The organism is Thalassospira sp. MCCC 1A01428 (assembly GCF_002115825.1).
GTDB lineage: Bacteria > Pseudomonadota > Alphaproteobacteria > Rhodospirillales > Thalassospiraceae > Thalassospira.
This window is the reverse complement of sequence record NZ_JFJZ01000006.1, coordinates 67,615-83,718: the sequence shown is the minus strand read 5'-3', so window position 1 is coordinate 83,718 and position 16,104 is coordinate 67,615. Positions and strand designations below refer to the sequence as shown.

Genomic DNA, 16,104 nt, shown 5'->3' with positions numbered 1-16,104 from the left:
AAACAATGTCCGGGCCGTTGACACCGTGACGGGCGATATTATTCGCCTGCCGCTAAAAAATTTTGCGGTAATTCGCCCATTTCAAACCGGTTACGTCCTGCCTTTTTTGCAGTGTAAAGGGCCTGATCCGCGACGGAATACAGCATATCAATGATGTTTTCCACTTCGCGGGCCTGGCGTAACAAACCTTCCATACTGTCGCTGTCGCTGGTTTCGTTTTTCGACGGCAGGCAGGCTATGCCAAGGCTGGCAGTGTAGTTTATGGTTTGGTCGTTAACAGTAATAACGTCTTCCGATATGGATTTACGCAGCCTTTCGGCAACTATCATTAAGCCGTCTTCATCCTCGTCGCTGATCAGTACCGCAAATTCCTCGCCGCCGACCCGGGCCGGAAGGTCGGTTTCGCGCAGAACACTGGCAAACACCGCCGACAGCGATTTAAGCACCATATCGCCCGTCTGGTGGCCATAGGTGTCGTTCAGTGTTTTAAAATGATCAAGATCAAGAATGATCAGCCCCACCCGGGTACCGCGCCGTTTCCATACCGCGATCGCATTTTTCAGGCGCCCCATTAATGCCCGGCGATTGGCAAGGCCGGTCAACGGGTCTGTTGCTGCCAAAAGCTCCAGCTTTTCAACAACGTCATTTAATTCCCGGGTCCGTTGCTCGACCCGTATTTCCAAGGTTTGATTGGACGCCTGCAAGGCCTCGGTCACCTTGGCCAGTTTTTCAACCTTGTTGCGGATCAGGGCAAACAACCCGATCATGGACGACCCCAGCAACTGGATTTCGTCGTCATGGCGATACGGCGGCGGCAACGGCAAATGTTTGTTGGTATCAACCGGATTGATATTAACCATATAGTCAATCAGTTGCAAAAGCGGCTTGGTCACAATGAAATAGGAGACACAAACCATACCCAACGTCATTGCCAGCGCAAAAACAAACACCGCGAAAAATGACAGTTGAATCCGTCCATATAGCGCTGCGATATACACATGTGGGGAAAATGTCAGTTGCAACTCCCCGATGACAACCTTCTGTGCGATATCCTGCGTTGGGGCATATAATGTGACATTCTGTGTCACCACACCGCCAAACAAATCATCCAGCCACATGCTTTGCGGCAAAAGATCAAGGTCACGCTGCTGTTCCGCAAGAACCTTGTGATCCGCGGTTAACAGCCGTATCGCAGCAACAGAACGTTGCACCATTGCCCCGCGCGTAACCGCAGTTGCAAGGGCGACATCGCCAGTTCGGGCCGCAGTTCCCGCAACGGCAAGGGTAGAATTGATCACGCGCTCATTGGCCTGATCATAAACTGTTTGCAAGGCCCGATAATCCGATATGCCCTGATACAGCATGATCAGGAGCCCTAACAGCAAAGCAATCAAAAGGCCCCACCGCAGCTGGCGCGCAAAAAGCGAACTTCCGAGCTTTAGTTTGGCAGATTCACCCTTTTTTACTGTGCCCGTTGGTGCCTGCACCAGTTTTGGTCCTTATATTTTGATCAGTCAGTTTTTAGTCGCGATAAAAAGATGTTCAAGGTCAAAATGATAGGTGCCTTTCTGACCGGATTTTCCCGCCAGCGAGAATTGTGAAAAATCCACCTTGTCCCAGTTTCTCTTACCAAACTTTTTCTCGAACCGGTCGACGTTATCGCGTGTTATCGCCTGCATCGGAAATGAATAATTTGGGCCTCGCCCCTGTAAATCAACGCCGTTGTGAAAGTCATTCACCATAACCATTATCCAGGCCCCGGCCAGAAAATGGCCACCGTGAGTCATGGTCATTTTTCCTTCTTTCACCAATTTCAGGCCTTCCGCCGACCAATTCAAGCCCCCGACGACAACATCTTTGCCCGCAACCTTGCCTGCATTTTCAATCGCGGCAATGGCGCCCCGGGCAATATCGTCATTTGCAGCCCACACCGCATCCAGGCATCCTTCAGGCAACCAGCCTGCCGTACGTTTATAGGCCTCGTCATACGACCAGTTGGCAACAAGGCGGCGTTTTTCGACCAGCTTGGGGTATTCTGCCAGTGCAACGTCAAGCCCGGCCAGACGGTCAAGCGACGCAGGTGTATTCCAGTCCCCCGCCAGCGATAGCAGGCAGATTTCACGATCCGGCTGATCAGGATGAAGTTTTTCGTCGGCCTGCACCAGCGAGCGGGCAATATCAAACCCGGCTTTTTTGTTATCCGGCGTCAGGGTTGCAATCCAGAATGGCAAATTTGTACCGGCCCGGCCCAGACGGTTTTTCTGCTCGTCGGTTAAATCATTTAACAACATGAATATTGGTATCTGGCGTGCATTCGCCTCGATCAGGATACGCCCGCCTTGCTGATGTTCGTTCGAGGCAATGATATAATCGGGTGGCGGGTTCATTGCAAAAACACGATTGGCATTTTCTGCCATCAACGGCCATTGCCGGTTGCTATCAAATTCGACAATTTCAAAACCAAACTGCGAGGCCGCGACATGCATGGTGTCGCTAACATCTTTCCAAAATCCGTGATCCCCATAGCCCGGATTGATAAAAGCAACCCGAGGCGCATGCTCCGGCCCGGCCAGCACGGCATGGCTGCCTGTAAACGACAAACAGGCACCAATCACTAATCGGCAAATCGTTCGTAATACCTTCACCCGGTTCGCCCTGCCCCTTTACAATCCCTGATTTCACAGGGAATTTCGCTGCCCCAACAAACAGCAATCAAGGCCATAATCAATTCTGCTGCTGCGGTCAAACATGGTTAGGCCCTTCTTTAGCATAGCCTGTCATAGACCTTGCTGGGCTGAAATCCCCTGATCGCTCCGGTTTATACCCCGGACAATACCTGAAATTTATTGTTACAAACCATATTGGTTCTATTTCTAGCGGAAACACTGGAATAATTATAATAAATAATTTTCCCCAAAAAACAGCCTGTCCATACCAGACAGGCGCATAGTCAGAATCACGGGTTGTGGCAAAAAATAACACTCAACCGTCAACCACGGCCCCAAAGCACGACCTTGCCGATTACAATACCTTGCGCTCAGCAATTTTGACGAACAGGCCCCGTCCACAAAAAGCAGGCGAGCAAACCCGTCCGATCCAGCCATCCCCTGCGGCAATCATTATTCTGGCAAAGACATGCCACAGGGCAATCCGCCACGGCACACTGCCGTAACGCGCCCGGCAATATGCCCCCGGCAGGCACCCGAATAAAACGGGTGAAACAGCCGGTGCGATACAGCACTTCGCATTGGAACCTGGTTAATTTTCCCGTGAAGGTGCGACGAACGAACCAAAGAGTGCCGTAAATATCGCAAAAGAAACTGTGAAAACCGGGCAGGCAATGAAAACCAAGTTTTTTCGAAATTGCCTGCCCCGATACGCGTGTAGCCCGCGACATTATATGTGGGCATTCATGCTTCCCACTTCCATCGACAGATATTTGTCGGCATTTAACCTTGCGTGCGCAGGGCCTGAATAAGTTCTTCGTTGCTCATGCGGGCCCGTTCTTCAATGCCGCGCATTTTTGCCAGATGGTAAAGGTCATCGCGGTTCCATTTTTCATACCGCGGACCTGCCATTTTTGTATCATTTGGGGACGCTGAAAAACGTTTAAGGTCATTGTAACTCGCCATTTTTTGCTCCTTTCAAAAGCGGTTCATCCAAACAAGGCAATGACTGACCGCCTCGTGATCCCCGTTTCACAAGGCCGAAATCAAGATGTGGTAACAAATCTGCAAAATTCCAACCCGTGATGTGAAAAACGCCACATCAAAAACGAACCGGCGCCGATAACGCAGGTTCGTTTGCGGGGGTAACGGGAATTCAGGCATCCCGCCAACAGGGCGTCCGGGGTGTTAAACAGGCCTGACCCTAATGATTGCGTAATGCGTCAATCAACTGATCTTTTGTCATGTCAGAACGGCCCTCTATGCCAACTTTCTGCGCTTGCCTGTATAGTTCATCACGCGTCCAGCTTTCATAGGGCGGGTGCTTGCCACCTTTTTTGCTCGACGATGGACCGGCATTCGCAATGCGTGCCGCTTTTTCCTTACTCGCCCCGTCATCGCGAAGCCGTTGATAGGTCTTGTCATCCTTTATCGAAGGTCCGTGGTCCTGAACCATGATCTCCTCCGTTATTTTATCAGGTATTTATATAACGAAACCCCGCCCGACCTGTTCCCCAAACATTTCCAGCCCTGCCCCGCCCATGGCCGTCAACCGCCTTGTCTGCCTGAAAATCCGTAAAATAACCTGTGCCGGTTTGCATAAACTTGATAGCGTATCGGCATCATTTTTCAAATGTTTACCAAAGACAGGACACCCTTTATGGCATTGCATTTTGAACGGGCAGAACTGGCACAACGCCGGGCAGCGACCATTGCCAAAATGGAAGAGGCAGGACTGGACGGATTGTTGATGTTTCGTCAGGAAAGCATGTTTTACCTGACAGGGTATGACACGTTTGGATATGTCTTTTTTCAGTGTCTTTATCTGGGGGTTGATGGCACCGTCGCCCTGATCACACGGGCACCGGACCTGCGTCAGGCACAACATACATCCGACATCGACGATATCAGGGTGTGGGTAGACGGCCCCGATATAAACCCTGCCCTGCAATTGCGCGACATCCTGGCAGAACTTGGCGCAGCAAATAAAAAACTGGGTGTTGAGTATGATGCCTATGGCCTGACCGCCGCCAATGGCAAAAAACTGGAATCCGCACTCGACGGTTTTTGCACCCTAAGCGATGCATCGCGTCTGGTGTCGGAATTGCGGGTGGTAAAAAGCCCTGCCGAACTGGCTTATATCCGCCGTGCTGGTGAACTGGCCGATGATGCCTGGGATGCAGCCCTTGAAACGGTCCATGCAGGGGCCTTTGAAGGCGATATTCTCGCAGCAATGCAAGGTGCCATTTTTGCCGGTGGTGGCGATTACCCCGGCAATGAATTTATCATTGGTTCGGGACATGACGCGCTTTTATGCCGTTATTTTTCAGGGCGTAAACATCTCGCCGAAAAAGACCAGATCACCCTGGAATGGGCCGGGGCCTATCGCCATTATCATGCTGCAATGATGCGAACCATACCGGTTGGCGCAGCAACAAAACGCCATATCGACATGCACAAGGTCGCAACCGACGCAATGGATGCCTGCCGCCTTGCCCTGAAACCCGGCGAACCGGTTGGCAATGTTTTTGATGCCTATGCCCGCGTTTGTGACAAAGCCGGTATGAACAGCCACCGCCTGAATGCCTGCGGCTATTCAATGGGCACCACCTTTGCCCCGAACTGGATGGACTGGCCGATGTTTTACCATGCCAACCCGGTTATTGCCCAACCCGGGATGGTCTTTTTCCTGCACATGATTTTGATGGACAGTGAAACCGGCTTTGCCATGTGTCCCGGCCATTCCGTGATTGTCACAGAAACAGGTAATGATGCAATTTCGCGTCACACGCTGGACCTGGTCGAACGTTAACCACCTTCCGCGTCCCTACGGCCTGGCTGTGCTACATACTTTGGGCAGCAATGCCGGGGAAAGACACCATAACTGGCAAGGGCCGATGCATGGCCCTGCCAGTTGTGCGTCACCGTGACCGGCTTTGACCCGGACAGCCTAGTATATGGTCGATACCCGGCATTTCAGCATCAGTCAAATTCAATAACACGACATTGGTTGCCCTGCGCGATATGGCGACCACTGGGCATTTGCGCGACCAGCACCTCGGCACATTTGGCTGATAGCGCCACGTTGGCAGGTTTATTTTTGTCAAAATATTCCAGTTCAGCTTCGGCAAGCGGGTGTTCCAACCGCATGGCAATCATTATCGGCTTGTTTTCAAGGTCCGTGGTTTCCATCACAACGGCGGTTTCCTTCATTCCGGTATCCGGGTTTGAAAGATGGGCAAGCTGTCCCTTTTTACCGCTAACTTCAAAATTCTCTTTGCTATCAAGGATTTTTACCTGTTTGCGCGCGGGTTCCGATGCCCCGGACGCGCCAGCCCCGCTTTTGGGGGATGCAGCCGGTGTTTCCGCCGTTGCAACACCTAACGTCAAAGCAATTGCTGGAAGTGCAAAAAGGATCGACTTGGAAAGAATGCGTAACATTTGTTATTTCTCCTGTATCGCCCCTCAATCACCTTTCACCTAACATGGCAAAACAGGCCCAATCAACCTTGCAATAATTGAACAAAAACACCGGGAAATTAACCTGAAAATATAACCCGCCAAAACAGGGATTTAGGATGAAAAAACTTGATCATTTCGACAATTCATCAAGTAATTCCTGAAATGTTTTTTGAACGATGCCATCTATTTGCGCGATATATTCTTCTGAATCCTTCAAATTACCCTCAAAGTATTCCAGTTCTCTTGCCCGCCTTGAAATTTCATCTGCCGCCAGATTTGCAGCCATACCCTTTAACGAATGGGCCGCACGGCGAAACCCGCTGGCATCATTTGCGGTAATGGCCTTGGTCATGCGCGCCCGTTCCTCGCCATAGGCTTCAGGAAGCATCTGGATCAGAATTGTCATTTGGTCGGTGCCCAGGGCATCCTGCATTTCACGCAATCGGGTCGTGTTAACAAGTGCCCCGCTTGCTTCTGGCGCCTTTAACGTGGCGACATCGGGGTCACCCGGTGTTTTAGCAGTTTTTTTGTTCACGGCATCGCTACCGGAACGGGGCTGGGCCGGTGGCATGTTGCCTGTCCGGGCCACCTGTGGATCGTTACCATTCCCATCTGATGGATGGCTGGAAAACCTGCGTGTTAAGCCACCACCCCCCATTAACCGGCGAACCAGCGGTCGGCGCGTTATCCCGGCTGGTAATTTGCCAGCAGTTTCGGGTTCGGCATCTACCCTCCCTGTATCAGACCGAATGTTTTTCTTACCGATTGCCGATTGTGTGGCAACGGGCCCCTGATCCTGATCGCCTGTTTCATGGCTGGGGGTGTCTATGGGCGACTTTAACGGCGACGGATTATACCGGCGTAAATTACTATCTTCAGGGCCATTGTCTAATTGCGGCGTATTACCACCGTGCCGATTATCAATTTTGGCGGCCTCAAGGTCACCGGCAGGCTTCAAGGAATATTTACCCGGCACGGGGTCCGCATTGGCAAAGGCCCGCCATGATAGATCGGCCGCTGCAACCTTTGACCGGGCCGGTTCCTTGGCCGTCCCTTGCGCCATGGCCCAATCAGACTGGCTGGTGTCGTCTTGTTCGGAAAACGCAGGCCTCATTGCCTGGGTTAATTCCCCATGCCCGCGCAAATGATGGATCAGGCTGGCATATAACCGCCGTTCCTCAACCGGTTTAGTGATCACTTCGTCCATGCCGGCTGCCAGAAAATCGCGCTGACGGTCGGCAAAGGCATCGGCCGTCACGCCAATAATGGGGATACGCCCCCCGCTGGCCCCGCGTTCAATTTCGCGAATATGGCGGGTCGCCCCTTCACCATCAAGAACCGGCATATGGGCATCCATCAGGATGACATCGTAATTACCGGTTTGAAAGGCCTGTACCGCCAGGCGACCATTGCCAACAATATCAACTTTCAGGCCCATCCGTTCCAGAAACGCCTGCATGACATTGGCGTTGATTTCATTATCCTCAACCACCAGCACGCGCTTGTCCATCAGCACACCCGAGGCATTTTCCTCGCGGTTTACCCCGTCACGGTCACGTGCGGTATGGCCGATGGCCCGCACATCAAACGGCAACCAGCAATCAAACCGCGTGCCCTGCCCGGCAATGCTATGCAGGCCAATATACCCCCCCATCATCGTGATCAGGCTTTGCGAAATCGACAATCCCAACCCGGTTCCGCCAAACTGGCGCATGGTCGAATTATCACCCTGGGTAAAAGCCTGAAAAATACGGGCCTGCCGTTCCGGGGCAATACCAATGCCCGTATCGCTTACCGAAAACCGGTAAACCTCGTTATTGCGGCTGCCCGGTATCCGACCACCGGCACGGCTGGAATCATGTTCAACAACCAGTTGCACCGACCCTTTGCGGGTAAATTTCACAGCATTCGATAACAAATTCCACAAAACCTGGCGAAAACGCACTTCATCGCCAATAAAGATTTTGTTTCGCAAAACCTTGTCGTCCCACACCAGTTTCAGGTTTTTTTCCTGTGTCAGGGCAACAATCGCATTGGAAAGGTCGCTGGTAATATCATAGGGACGAAAAGGGCGGGTTTCGATTTCGGCATGTCCAGCCTCGATTTTGCTCATATCGAGAATGTCGTTTAACAACGACATTAACGCCCGGCCAGATGACAAAATTGCATTTACCCGTTCACGCTGCACATCGTTCAGGCTGGTTTGGCGTAAAAGCTGCGCCATTCCCAAAACACCATTTAATGGCGTTCTAATTTCGTGGCTCATGGTGGCAAGAAACGCACTTTTGGCGGAACTTGATTGCGATGCACTACGATATAAATCCCGCAAAGCGGCCACCATCGCCACCAGCACAACCCCGTAACTAAACAGGCGCGACGGCATTAAAAATTCGACTGTCAGGGCGCGCCCCGCAGCATCAAACAAAAGGAAGGCCATGTGGTGATAAACTGCGTTCAGCATGAAAACCGAAAACAGGATTTCAAACGCGGTTGGCCGTCGCATCACCCGCACAAGATACCCTGACAGAACAATGATCGACAGCACCGTGCTCAGCAGCAAGGGCAACATCATCATACGGGCAAAAATGTGCGAAACATCAAGACCAAACGCCGGGGAGACCAGTGACAACGACAGCAAAACCAGCACAATTGCCCCAACAATTACCGGAATAGCCAGCCAGACCTGATCATTCCGGGACATGTTGTCGCTGGAATTTGCCTTGAACACGCTGGCGAGAAAAAAGCAATTGGCGACAACGCGGCTAAGCAGCCCGAACCATGAAACATCCGAAAACAAAACCCGCAGCCAGCCCGGGTTCAGATGTGGCAAAATTGCAGGCGCTGCAAGCCCCACCCCATCGCCGACAAAAAGCGAAAGAACGCCCAGTGCCACATATAAAATCTGACGTCTTTTGGTGGTGTCATATATGACCATGCCAATGGCGACAGAAAAAAGCGCCATAAATTCAACAACGAAGGCAATGGCAAAGGAAAGTTCAGCCCCTAGCGGCCCCAACAGAACCGGGACCACCGAATAGACACTGGCAATAAAACCAAACGCTACAAGACAAATGGCCGCCAATCGAAGCATCGTTTGCCAGTCTCCCCCATCAATTTTTCAGTTAGAAAGCCCAAAGATGGCGCCGATAACACCCGCCACCTGCGCCAGTAGCACACCCGTTTTACAGCACCTGTGTTATCACGTTTTCAAAATGGCCTGGCACCAGCGCAATACATCCTCATCCATGTCCTGCATATGCCGGTATTTTTCAAATTGCCCGGCAATCAACGCCAGCCTGGTATGAAAACCCGGTGGCGTTTCCATATTCAGCAACGGATCCCCCAATGGATCAAAAGCGGCATTTTGAAATTCAAGCGACAGGCTGATCCGCGGTGAAGATGCGTGGCGTGATGCCCGCCCTCCCCAATGATAAACATCCTGGCGCCAGCCCATAACAGTGCCCGGCCCCGCAGGTAATGCCCTGACATCCTGCAAGGCAACGTCCTGCGGTTTAGTTACCTGAAAATCATACCACCGTTCAAAACTGCGCGGCAACACATACATACAGCCATTTTCCGGTGTCGCATCACATAGCGGCACCCACAAGGACAAACTGATCAGCATATCGTCGCCCATCGCACTTTCACCCTGATAATCGCGATGGGGCGGCCACCCTCGCCCCTGGTCCTGCGGGTTGACATGCCAGGCCCAGAAATGGGGCAACAGGGCAATGCGATCCCCCAGAAAATGGCTTAAAAGCGGGCGTAAGCTGGCAAATATCTGCCAGGCTTCATCATACAGATAAATCATGGCTGCTGGCAAATTTGCCGCAACCAGCCGCTCGATGGCAGCACGCAACCTGTCAATGGAATCGACGGGCAAAATATCATGCAGCACAAAATACCCTTCATCCCAAAAACGGTCTGACAGGGCGGCAAAATCAATATCCCCTGATGCGATAACAGGATGTTTAACCGTTGAAACGGGTGAAATCGCCGGGCTGGTGGCGGTTTGAGACAACGGGATGGCGGCATATGTGCTTGCGGCCAAAACCGGCGTATCGGACACCGTTTCCCCGCCCGGCCCCGGCTTTGCTGCTGGCGTTCCTTCTATCGACAAATCGGGGTTCAGGTTGCGCCAGAAATTGGCGTCTTTTGCCTGTTTTATGGTCATCATGGCGCAATTTTCCTGCATAAAACCAGATTTTGGCGGACGATACGTCCGCCCAAGCAACCTTGCAAGGTTTGCGCGCACGTCATTTTTAATGGTGCAGCTTCATTTCGCCACCCGACATTGCCCCACTTGCCTATCCATTAAAGGCAGGATAGGCAGTAACAAACCCTGTTACATCCACCAAAACGGAGAATGACGCAAAATGAACAACGATATTTTCCGTCATGGTGGTGCGATAGACCTGGCAGCAGCACATTACAATATTGCCCTGTCACAATGGCTGGACTTATCCACCGGCATAAACCCGACCCCTTACCCGGTGAAGGGTACAAACATTGCCCCCGAAACCTGGCAGCGACTGCCGCTGAAGCGCGATACCGACGCCGCTATTTGTGCGGCCCGGCACTATTATGACGTCGGATCTGTTAATCACATCGCCTGCGGGCCGGGAACACAGGCCTTATTACAACTTGTGCCGTTTATTCTGGCGGAAACGGACCAAGTCAAACGTGTCGCCATTTTCGGCCCGACCTATGGCGAACATGCCCCGGCATGGGAACGCGCACATGTCACAACAACCGAAATATTTGCCACGCCCGACATCCGGCAAACCATTGTGCGCAACCAACCACTTGCGCCCACATCCCGTATTAAAAACGCCCCGGCAAACAATGCTGTATCCAATTTCGGCTGGCTGGGATTAACACCCGTAGAAACCCTGGCAAATATTGTTAACGACCACGATGCCTTTGTTATCGTGAACCCCAACAACCCCGATGGCGGCTATTTTGACCGGCAAAGCCTGTTTGATTTTGCCTGTTATCTTCAGGAACGCGGTAAATACCTGATCCTTGACGAAGCCTTTGCCGACACCACCCCGGACCTGTCGCTGTGCCCGCAGATCCATCACCTAACCCACACCGTAATTTTGCGGTCGTTCGGCAAGTTTTTCGGGCTGGCGGGCGCCCGGGTGGGGTTTGCCCTGTCTCATCCGGCACTGATCGCCAAAATCAGCGACCGGTTGGGGCCGTGGGCCGTTCCCGGTCCGGCCCTGCATATCGCCACCGCCGCCCTTGGCGATGATAAATGGCATCATGCAATGCGCACCAGCCTGCATCTACAGGCAAACTGGCTGGATCAGCAATTAAGCAAAATCAACGGCTGTAAACTTATTGGCGGAACCGATCTTTTGCGGCTGTATCAGGGGGAAATGTTACCCGCCTTGCAAAAGCATCTGGCACAGTGCGGTATCTGGGTGCGCGGCTTTACCCAGGCCCCGACATGGTTACGATTTGGCCTTCCCGGCACAAAAGAAAATCAAAACAGGCTGCAAACCGCGCTGGAAAGCTTTTGTCTGTAAAAATATTCCGACAAAGCAGTAAGCACAGTAAGAACCGGCATCCTTATCCGATTTCTTCCCAGGACTGTTTTTTACGATAAATGGTCGAGGGACTAACCCCCAATGCTTCTGCTGCACGGGGAATGGAACCGTCGCAGCGGTCAATCGCGTCTTCTATCGCGTCTTTTTCCACCTGCCATAGCGGGCGGATCGCCTCGACACCACGGCCAACCAGCGGCACGTTTTTATCACGGGCACTCACCGGGCGTGCCGCAAAAATACCCAGCCCGCTTGGCCCTGGTGGTTGGCGCCCCGACAAAAAAGCAAGGGCTTCGGGGTCATCCATCCACAACCGTTCAGCTTCGTTCATTCCCTGTAACACAACAGGATGTGGCGGCGGGGCCTCGATCGAGCCTGTCGCAAACCCACCATCGGCGGCAAAATTACTTACCGGGCGTGGTACCATCGACATCACCACTTCCGGCCCGTTATTCAAAACCACAATATTGCGGATGATATTTTGCAACTGGCGAATGTTTCCCGGCCACGAATACCGGGTAAACAGATCAGCCACATCGGATGAAAAGCGCTTAAAATCGCGCCCTTCCTCGGTTGTGAAACGCTGCAGATAAAAATTGGCAATCTGCAAAATATCCAGCCCGCGATCACGCAGGGGCGGCATATGCAGCGGAATCACATGCAGGCGATAATATAAATCCTCGCGAAAACGCCCGGCACGCACCTCTTCAAGCGGATCCCGATTTGTCGCACAGACAAACCGCACATCAACGGTTTCAAGCGAACTGCCACCTACTTTTTGAAAGGTGCCGGTCTGGATAAATCGCAACAGCTTGGTTTGCAATTCCAGATCCATTTCGCAAATTTCATCCAGAAACAACGTTCCATTGGCTGCCCGGTGGGCTGCCCCTTCGCGGTCAACCACCGCCCCGGTAAACGCGCCTTTTACGTGACCAAAAATCTCGCTTTCCATCAAATCCTTGGGAATGGCACCACAGTTTAACGGAATAAACGCCGCATTGGCGCGATCACTGCGCCGATGGATGGCCTCTGCCGCCAGCTCCTTGCCCGTGCCGCTTTCCCCGGTGATAAAAACCGTTGCCCGGCTGGGCGCAGCAGATTCAATAATGCGGTAAATTCCACGTATTGTTTCCGAACCACCGATAATATCAAAATATTTCCGGTCATCGTCGGCAGCGCTGCCATTAACAGGGGGAACATGCAGGCCGTCATTGACGGCAGGCATATCATCATGCCGGGGGGAAACCGCACGCCCCTTTAAGGCATCAATGACGGTAGATCGCAGTTTTTCAGCGGTAAACGGCTTTAACAAAAAGTCATAGGCACCATCGCGCATTGCCTCGACCGCAATATTGACCGAACCATGGGCCGTAATAACAATGATCCGGGTCGCGGGCGAAACGTCATGCACCCGGCGCAGCACGTCGCGCCCGTCCATATCGGGCAGCAACAGGTCAAGAACGGCCACATCAAAACGGTTGTGGCGCAAATGGTTGATCGCATCGCGCCCCGTACCAACATGTTCTACCTGATGACCATCCGCACGCAGGTAATCCTGGTATACCCGTGCAAGCGACAGGGTATCTTCAATTACCAGAATGCGGGACTTTTGGTCTGCCATTCTTTTTATGACTTCCTTATCTGGCGAGGTTAAACGCAACAATATCAAACAGGCGCAACAAACGGGAATATTTTACCAGAAATATCCCTAAATTTCATATACCTGCCCGGCCTGATTTCTGGCAAGCTGGGGCCAGGGCATCCTGATCCCGTGTGATCGAAATCTTCACATGAGCGAATGTAGGCGACGGCACAAAATTCGGCTAAAATATAAACAGGCAATTGAACAGTTTTCGAAATATTTTTCGTGACGTGACCCGATCAGGAGGAAGACAGCGTGAATTACAAAACGCAACAAAACGATACCACCATCACCACCGAAATGACCGGCCGCTTCACATTTAGCGATCATACCGTATTTCGCAAATTGATCGACGAAATCACGACCCAAACCGCAACCACCCAGATTTTTGATCTTTCCGGTATCGAGTTTATTGATTCTGCCGGGTTGGGGATGCTGTTACTGGCGCGCGATGAAGGCGAAAAAAAACGCGCAACCGTTATTCTTCGCGGGGCCAAAGGCCAGGTGAAACGAATGCTGGAGGTTGCCCGCTTCGATACGCTGTTTCAAATGGAAGATTGATCCATGCCCGCCAACCCCGACTTACCGACACAAAGGCCCATGCAGATGTCCCATCGCGTGGCAATTGCCGGTAATGCCAGTGTGGAAATCGCCAGAAAAGTCACGTTCGGTCCTGATGTGTTTGCCCCCGAAGACGTTACTGACACCGATTTCCTGCATGGGGCAGGTATAGAGGATTTTCCGCGTGAACTTCGGTATCAGGCATGTTTTTTGCCCAACCTGGTAACACCGGATTGGCTGGGTGCATTGCCGCGCCTGAACTGCAATTACTTTATCGAAGCCTTTGAAGGCCTTGACCTGCGGGATTTAAGCCCGCTACGCCGCCCTTATCCCGGCCCGCAATGGGATTTGCTGACCTGCCTGTCGACACAAAGCGCCTATCATTTGCCCATTGCGCGAAAATTTGTCACCGCGCTCAGGCGGCGCAACGTCCTGCACGACAAAATAGCCCCGACGCTTGAAATTGCGGTTCAGGAAGCCTTTTCCAATTCGCTGCTACACGGCAACATGGAAATAGACACCACCGGCCATTTGTCGATGGAAAAATTCAACGCGCTGGAACAAACAACCCGCGACCGTCTGGCCGACCCGCACTATGGCAACCGCGCGATTATTCTGGCTGCGCGCCAGCTTGAAACCGGCGGGGTCGAAATTTTTATCCATGATCAGGGGCGCGGTTTTACCCCGCCGCAAAATACAGACCTGACAGCAATGCCGGGCAGCGATTCGACCTTTGGCCGGGGTCTTTCGCTGATCAAAACATTATGTCACGACCTTAAATTTGAACGGGGTGGCCGCACCATTCGCATGCGTTTTTCCGGTGACGCCGTCTCAACGGCCCCTGACATGACTGCCCCGCCCCGCCCGCCATTGGTGAAGACGTCAACATCGTCAATATCGCCAGGGTCATTGACCGGTCGCCCGCCAGCGCCGGCCAAACCCGCCGCCAACCCGGCCCCCGAAACCGTCAAAATATATGATAGCAGTACCAATCATGCTGCCGTGGCACGCAACCTTGCCGACGAAAGTGACGAATTGCATCACGCCCGGATCCTGATCGCGGACGACACCATGATCTCGCGTGAAATTGTTGCGTCCTATTTACGGGCCGAAGGCTTTACCAACCTGGTATTTGCCCGTGACGGCAACGACACAATCGATCAGGTGCGACGTAATCAGCCAGACCTGATCATTCTCGACATTATCATGCCGGGGATGGATGGTTATGGGGTGTGCAAGGAATTACGCAGCGATCCCGTATATGCAGAAATTCCGATTATTGCGCAAACTGCACTGGAAGAAAACGAAGGCCGAACCCGGATTTTTCAGGATGGCGCAACCGACCTGATCCTGAAACCACTTAACAAATCAGAATTGCTGGCCCGGGTTCGCATCCATCTTGAACATCGTATTCTGGTCAAACAATTGCGCGCCTATCGCGACAGAACACAGTCCGAACTTGTGTTGGCGCATGATATGCAGTCCATGCTGGTGCCACGGCCCGATTATTACCGTACCGTTGGCCGTGATTATGGCCTGTCAATCAGCGCCACTTTTCAAATGTCATCGGAACTGGGCGGCGATATATGGGGCCTTGCCCCCCTTGATAAAGACCGGCTGGCGATTTATCTGGTCGATTTCGCCGGGCACGGCATCGGGGCTGCTTTAAACACCTTTCGCCTGCATTCGCTAATGTGGTCCGAAGACGAAGACCTGCACGACCCCGGCAGCTATCTTGAAGCCCTGAATGTTCAACTTAAACGCCTGCTGCCGGTGGGGCAGTATGCGACCATGCTCTATGGCATCATTGATCGCAAAAAAGCGGTATTTCGCTATGCCTGTGCCGCGTCAACATCGCCGATCATTGGCAAGAAAAATGGCTATGATTTTGAATTTCTAAATGGGTCGGGTGTGCCGTTAGGCGTCACCAATGATGCACGCTATGAAACCCGGGAAACCCCGTTTTCCGACGACTGTTTCCTGATGCTTTATAGCGACGCCCTGATTGAAACACCGTTCAATGACGGCAATATGCTTGATCCCGAACGCCTGCGCGATGTGCTGCAAAATATCCTTATGCGCCCGGGTGGAAATGCCGATCTGGCGTCACAGGTAACCGATTATTTTTACGACCATACACCGCGTGACCTGACCGATGATTTCACCCTGATTACCCTGCAACCACAAACACCCGATTAAAGCATATTACCAGGCAGGCGCA

Annotated in this window: 12 protein-coding genes; 4 read left to right on the top strand and 8 right to left on the bottom strand. The window is 52.4% G+C overall.

From position 1 onward, the window contains the following. Positions 1–38: 38 nt before the first annotated feature. From THS27_RS07170 to THS27_RS07145, 4 genes are all read right to left on the bottom strand, one after another. Positions 39–1,487: a GGDEF domain-containing protein gene (locus tag THS27_RS07170; protein ID WP_085589330.1), complete on the bottom strand. Its 1,449-nt coding sequence runs from the start codon at positions 1,485–1,487 to the stop codon at positions 39–41. A 27-nt stretch (positions 1,488–1,514) separates the two neighbouring features. Next, entirely contained in the window at positions 1,515–2,645 is a 1,131-nt protein-coding gene (locus THS27_RS07165; protein ID WP_246832877.1) for an ABC transporter substrate-binding protein, read from the bottom strand. Between the two features lie 804 nt (positions 2,646–3,449). Continuing rightward, positions 3,450–3,632 carry a hypothetical protein gene (locus THS27_RS07150; RefSeq protein ID WP_085589324.1) on the bottom strand — a complete coding sequence of 61 codons (183 nt, stop codon included), beginning with the start codon at positions 3,630–3,632 and terminating at the stop codon, positions 3,450–3,452. A 238-nt stretch (positions 3,633–3,870) separates the two neighbouring features. Next, a complete protein-coding gene (locus THS27_RS07145; RefSeq protein ID WP_085589322.1) occupies positions 3,871–4,122 on the bottom strand; it encodes a Rho termination factor N-terminal domain-containing protein in 252 nt (83 codons plus the stop codon). A 204-nt stretch (positions 4,123–4,326) separates the two neighbouring features. Between THS27_RS07145 and THS27_RS07140 the strand changes: the two genes are divergently transcribed. Beyond that, entirely contained in the window at positions 4,327–5,478 is a 1,152-nt protein-coding gene (locus THS27_RS07140; protein WP_085589320.1) for a Xaa-Pro peptidase family protein, read from the top strand. A 170-nt stretch (positions 5,479–5,648) separates the two neighbouring features. On the opposite strand, the gene THS27_RS07135 is transcribed toward THS27_RS07140, so the two are convergent. The 3 genes from THS27_RS07135 to THS27_RS07125 all read right to left on the bottom strand — a co-directional run bounded on the left by THS27_RS07135 (position 5,649) and on the right by THS27_RS07125 (position 10,305). Further along, entirely contained in the window at positions 5,649–6,107 is a 459-nt protein-coding gene (locus THS27_RS07135) for a hypothetical protein (RefSeq protein ID WP_085589318.1), read from the bottom strand. A 151-nt stretch (positions 6,108–6,258) separates the two neighbouring features. Continuing rightward, a complete protein-coding gene (locus THS27_RS07130) occupies positions 6,259–9,219 on the bottom strand; it encodes a sensor histidine kinase (RefSeq protein ID WP_085589316.1) in 2,961 nt (986 codons plus the stop codon). A 108-nt stretch (positions 9,220–9,327) separates the two neighbouring features. After that, complete coding sequence (locus THS27_RS07125) at positions 9,328–10,305, bottom strand: phytanoyl-CoA dioxygenase family protein (protein ID WP_246832876.1); 978 nt, start codon at positions 10,303–10,305, stop codon at positions 9,328–9,330. 199 nt (positions 10,306–10,504) lie between these two features. Here THS27_RS07125 and cobD point away from each other — a divergent pair, with 199 nt between their 5' ends. After that, complete coding sequence (gene cobD / locus THS27_RS07120) at positions 10,505–11,662, top strand: threonine-phosphate decarboxylase CobD (protein WP_085589314.1); 1,158 nt, start codon at positions 10,505–10,507, stop codon at positions 11,660–11,662. Positions 11,663–11,705: 43 nt separating this feature from the next. Here the strand turns inward: cobD and THS27_RS07115 are convergent, their stop codons facing one another. After that, positions 11,706–13,301: a sigma-54 dependent transcriptional regulator gene (locus THS27_RS07115; RefSeq protein ID WP_085589312.1), complete on the bottom strand. Its 1,596-nt coding sequence runs from the start codon at positions 13,299–13,301 to the stop codon at positions 11,706–11,708. Between the two features lie 276 nt (positions 13,302–13,577). Here THS27_RS07115 and THS27_RS07110 point away from each other — a divergent pair, with 276 nt between their 5' ends. Next, the gene (locus tag THS27_RS07110; RefSeq protein ID WP_085589310.1) at positions 13,578–13,883 is read left to right on the top strand and encodes an STAS domain-containing protein; all 306 of its coding nucleotides are present in this window, start codon (positions 13,578–13,580) and stop codon (positions 13,881–13,883) included. A 45-nt stretch (positions 13,884–13,928) separates the two neighbouring features. Further along, positions 13,929–16,082, top strand: coding sequence for a SpoIIE family protein phosphatase (locus THS27_RS07105; protein ID WP_246832875.1), 2,154 nt, complete (start codon positions 13,929–13,931; stop codon positions 16,080–16,082). The last annotated feature ends 22 nt before the right edge of the window (positions 16,083–16,104 follow it).

Excerpts from the sequence above, each read along its gene's own strand:
- THS27_RS07145 (WP_085589322.1), bottom strand. The coding sequence starts at position 4,122 with ATGGTTCAGGACCACGGACCTTCGATAAAGGATGACAAGACCTATCAA.
- THS27_RS07105 (WP_246832875.1), top strand. The coding sequence starts at position 13,929 with ATGTCCCATCGCGTGGCAATTGCCGGTAATGCCAGTGTGGAAATCGCC.
- THS27_RS07130 (WP_085589316.1), bottom strand. The coding sequence starts at position 9,219 with ATGCTTCGATTGGCGGCCATTTGTCTTGTAGCGTTTGGTTTTATTGCC.
- cobD (WP_085589314.1), top strand. The coding sequence starts at position 10,505 with ATGAACAACGATATTTTCCGTCATGGTGGTGCGATAGACCTGGCAGCA.
- THS27_RS07125 (WP_246832876.1), bottom strand. The coding sequence starts at position 10,305 with ATGATGACCATAAAACAGGCAAAAGACGCCAATTTCTGGCGCAACCTG.
- THS27_RS07140 (WP_085589320.1), top strand. The coding sequence starts at position 4,327 with ATGGCATTGCATTTTGAACGGGCAGAACTGGCACAACGCCGGGCAGCG.
- THS27_RS07115 (WP_085589312.1), bottom strand. The coding sequence starts at position 13,301 with ATGGCAGACCAAAAGTCCCGCATTCTGGTAATTGAAGATACCCTGTCG.
- THS27_RS07150 (WP_085589324.1), bottom strand. The coding sequence starts at position 3,632 with ATGGCGAGTTACAATGACCTTAAACGTTTTTCAGCGTCCCCAAATGAT.
- THS27_RS07135 (WP_085589318.1), bottom strand. The coding sequence starts at position 6,107 with ATGTTACGCATTCTTTCCAAGTCGATCCTTTTTGCACTTCCAGCAATT.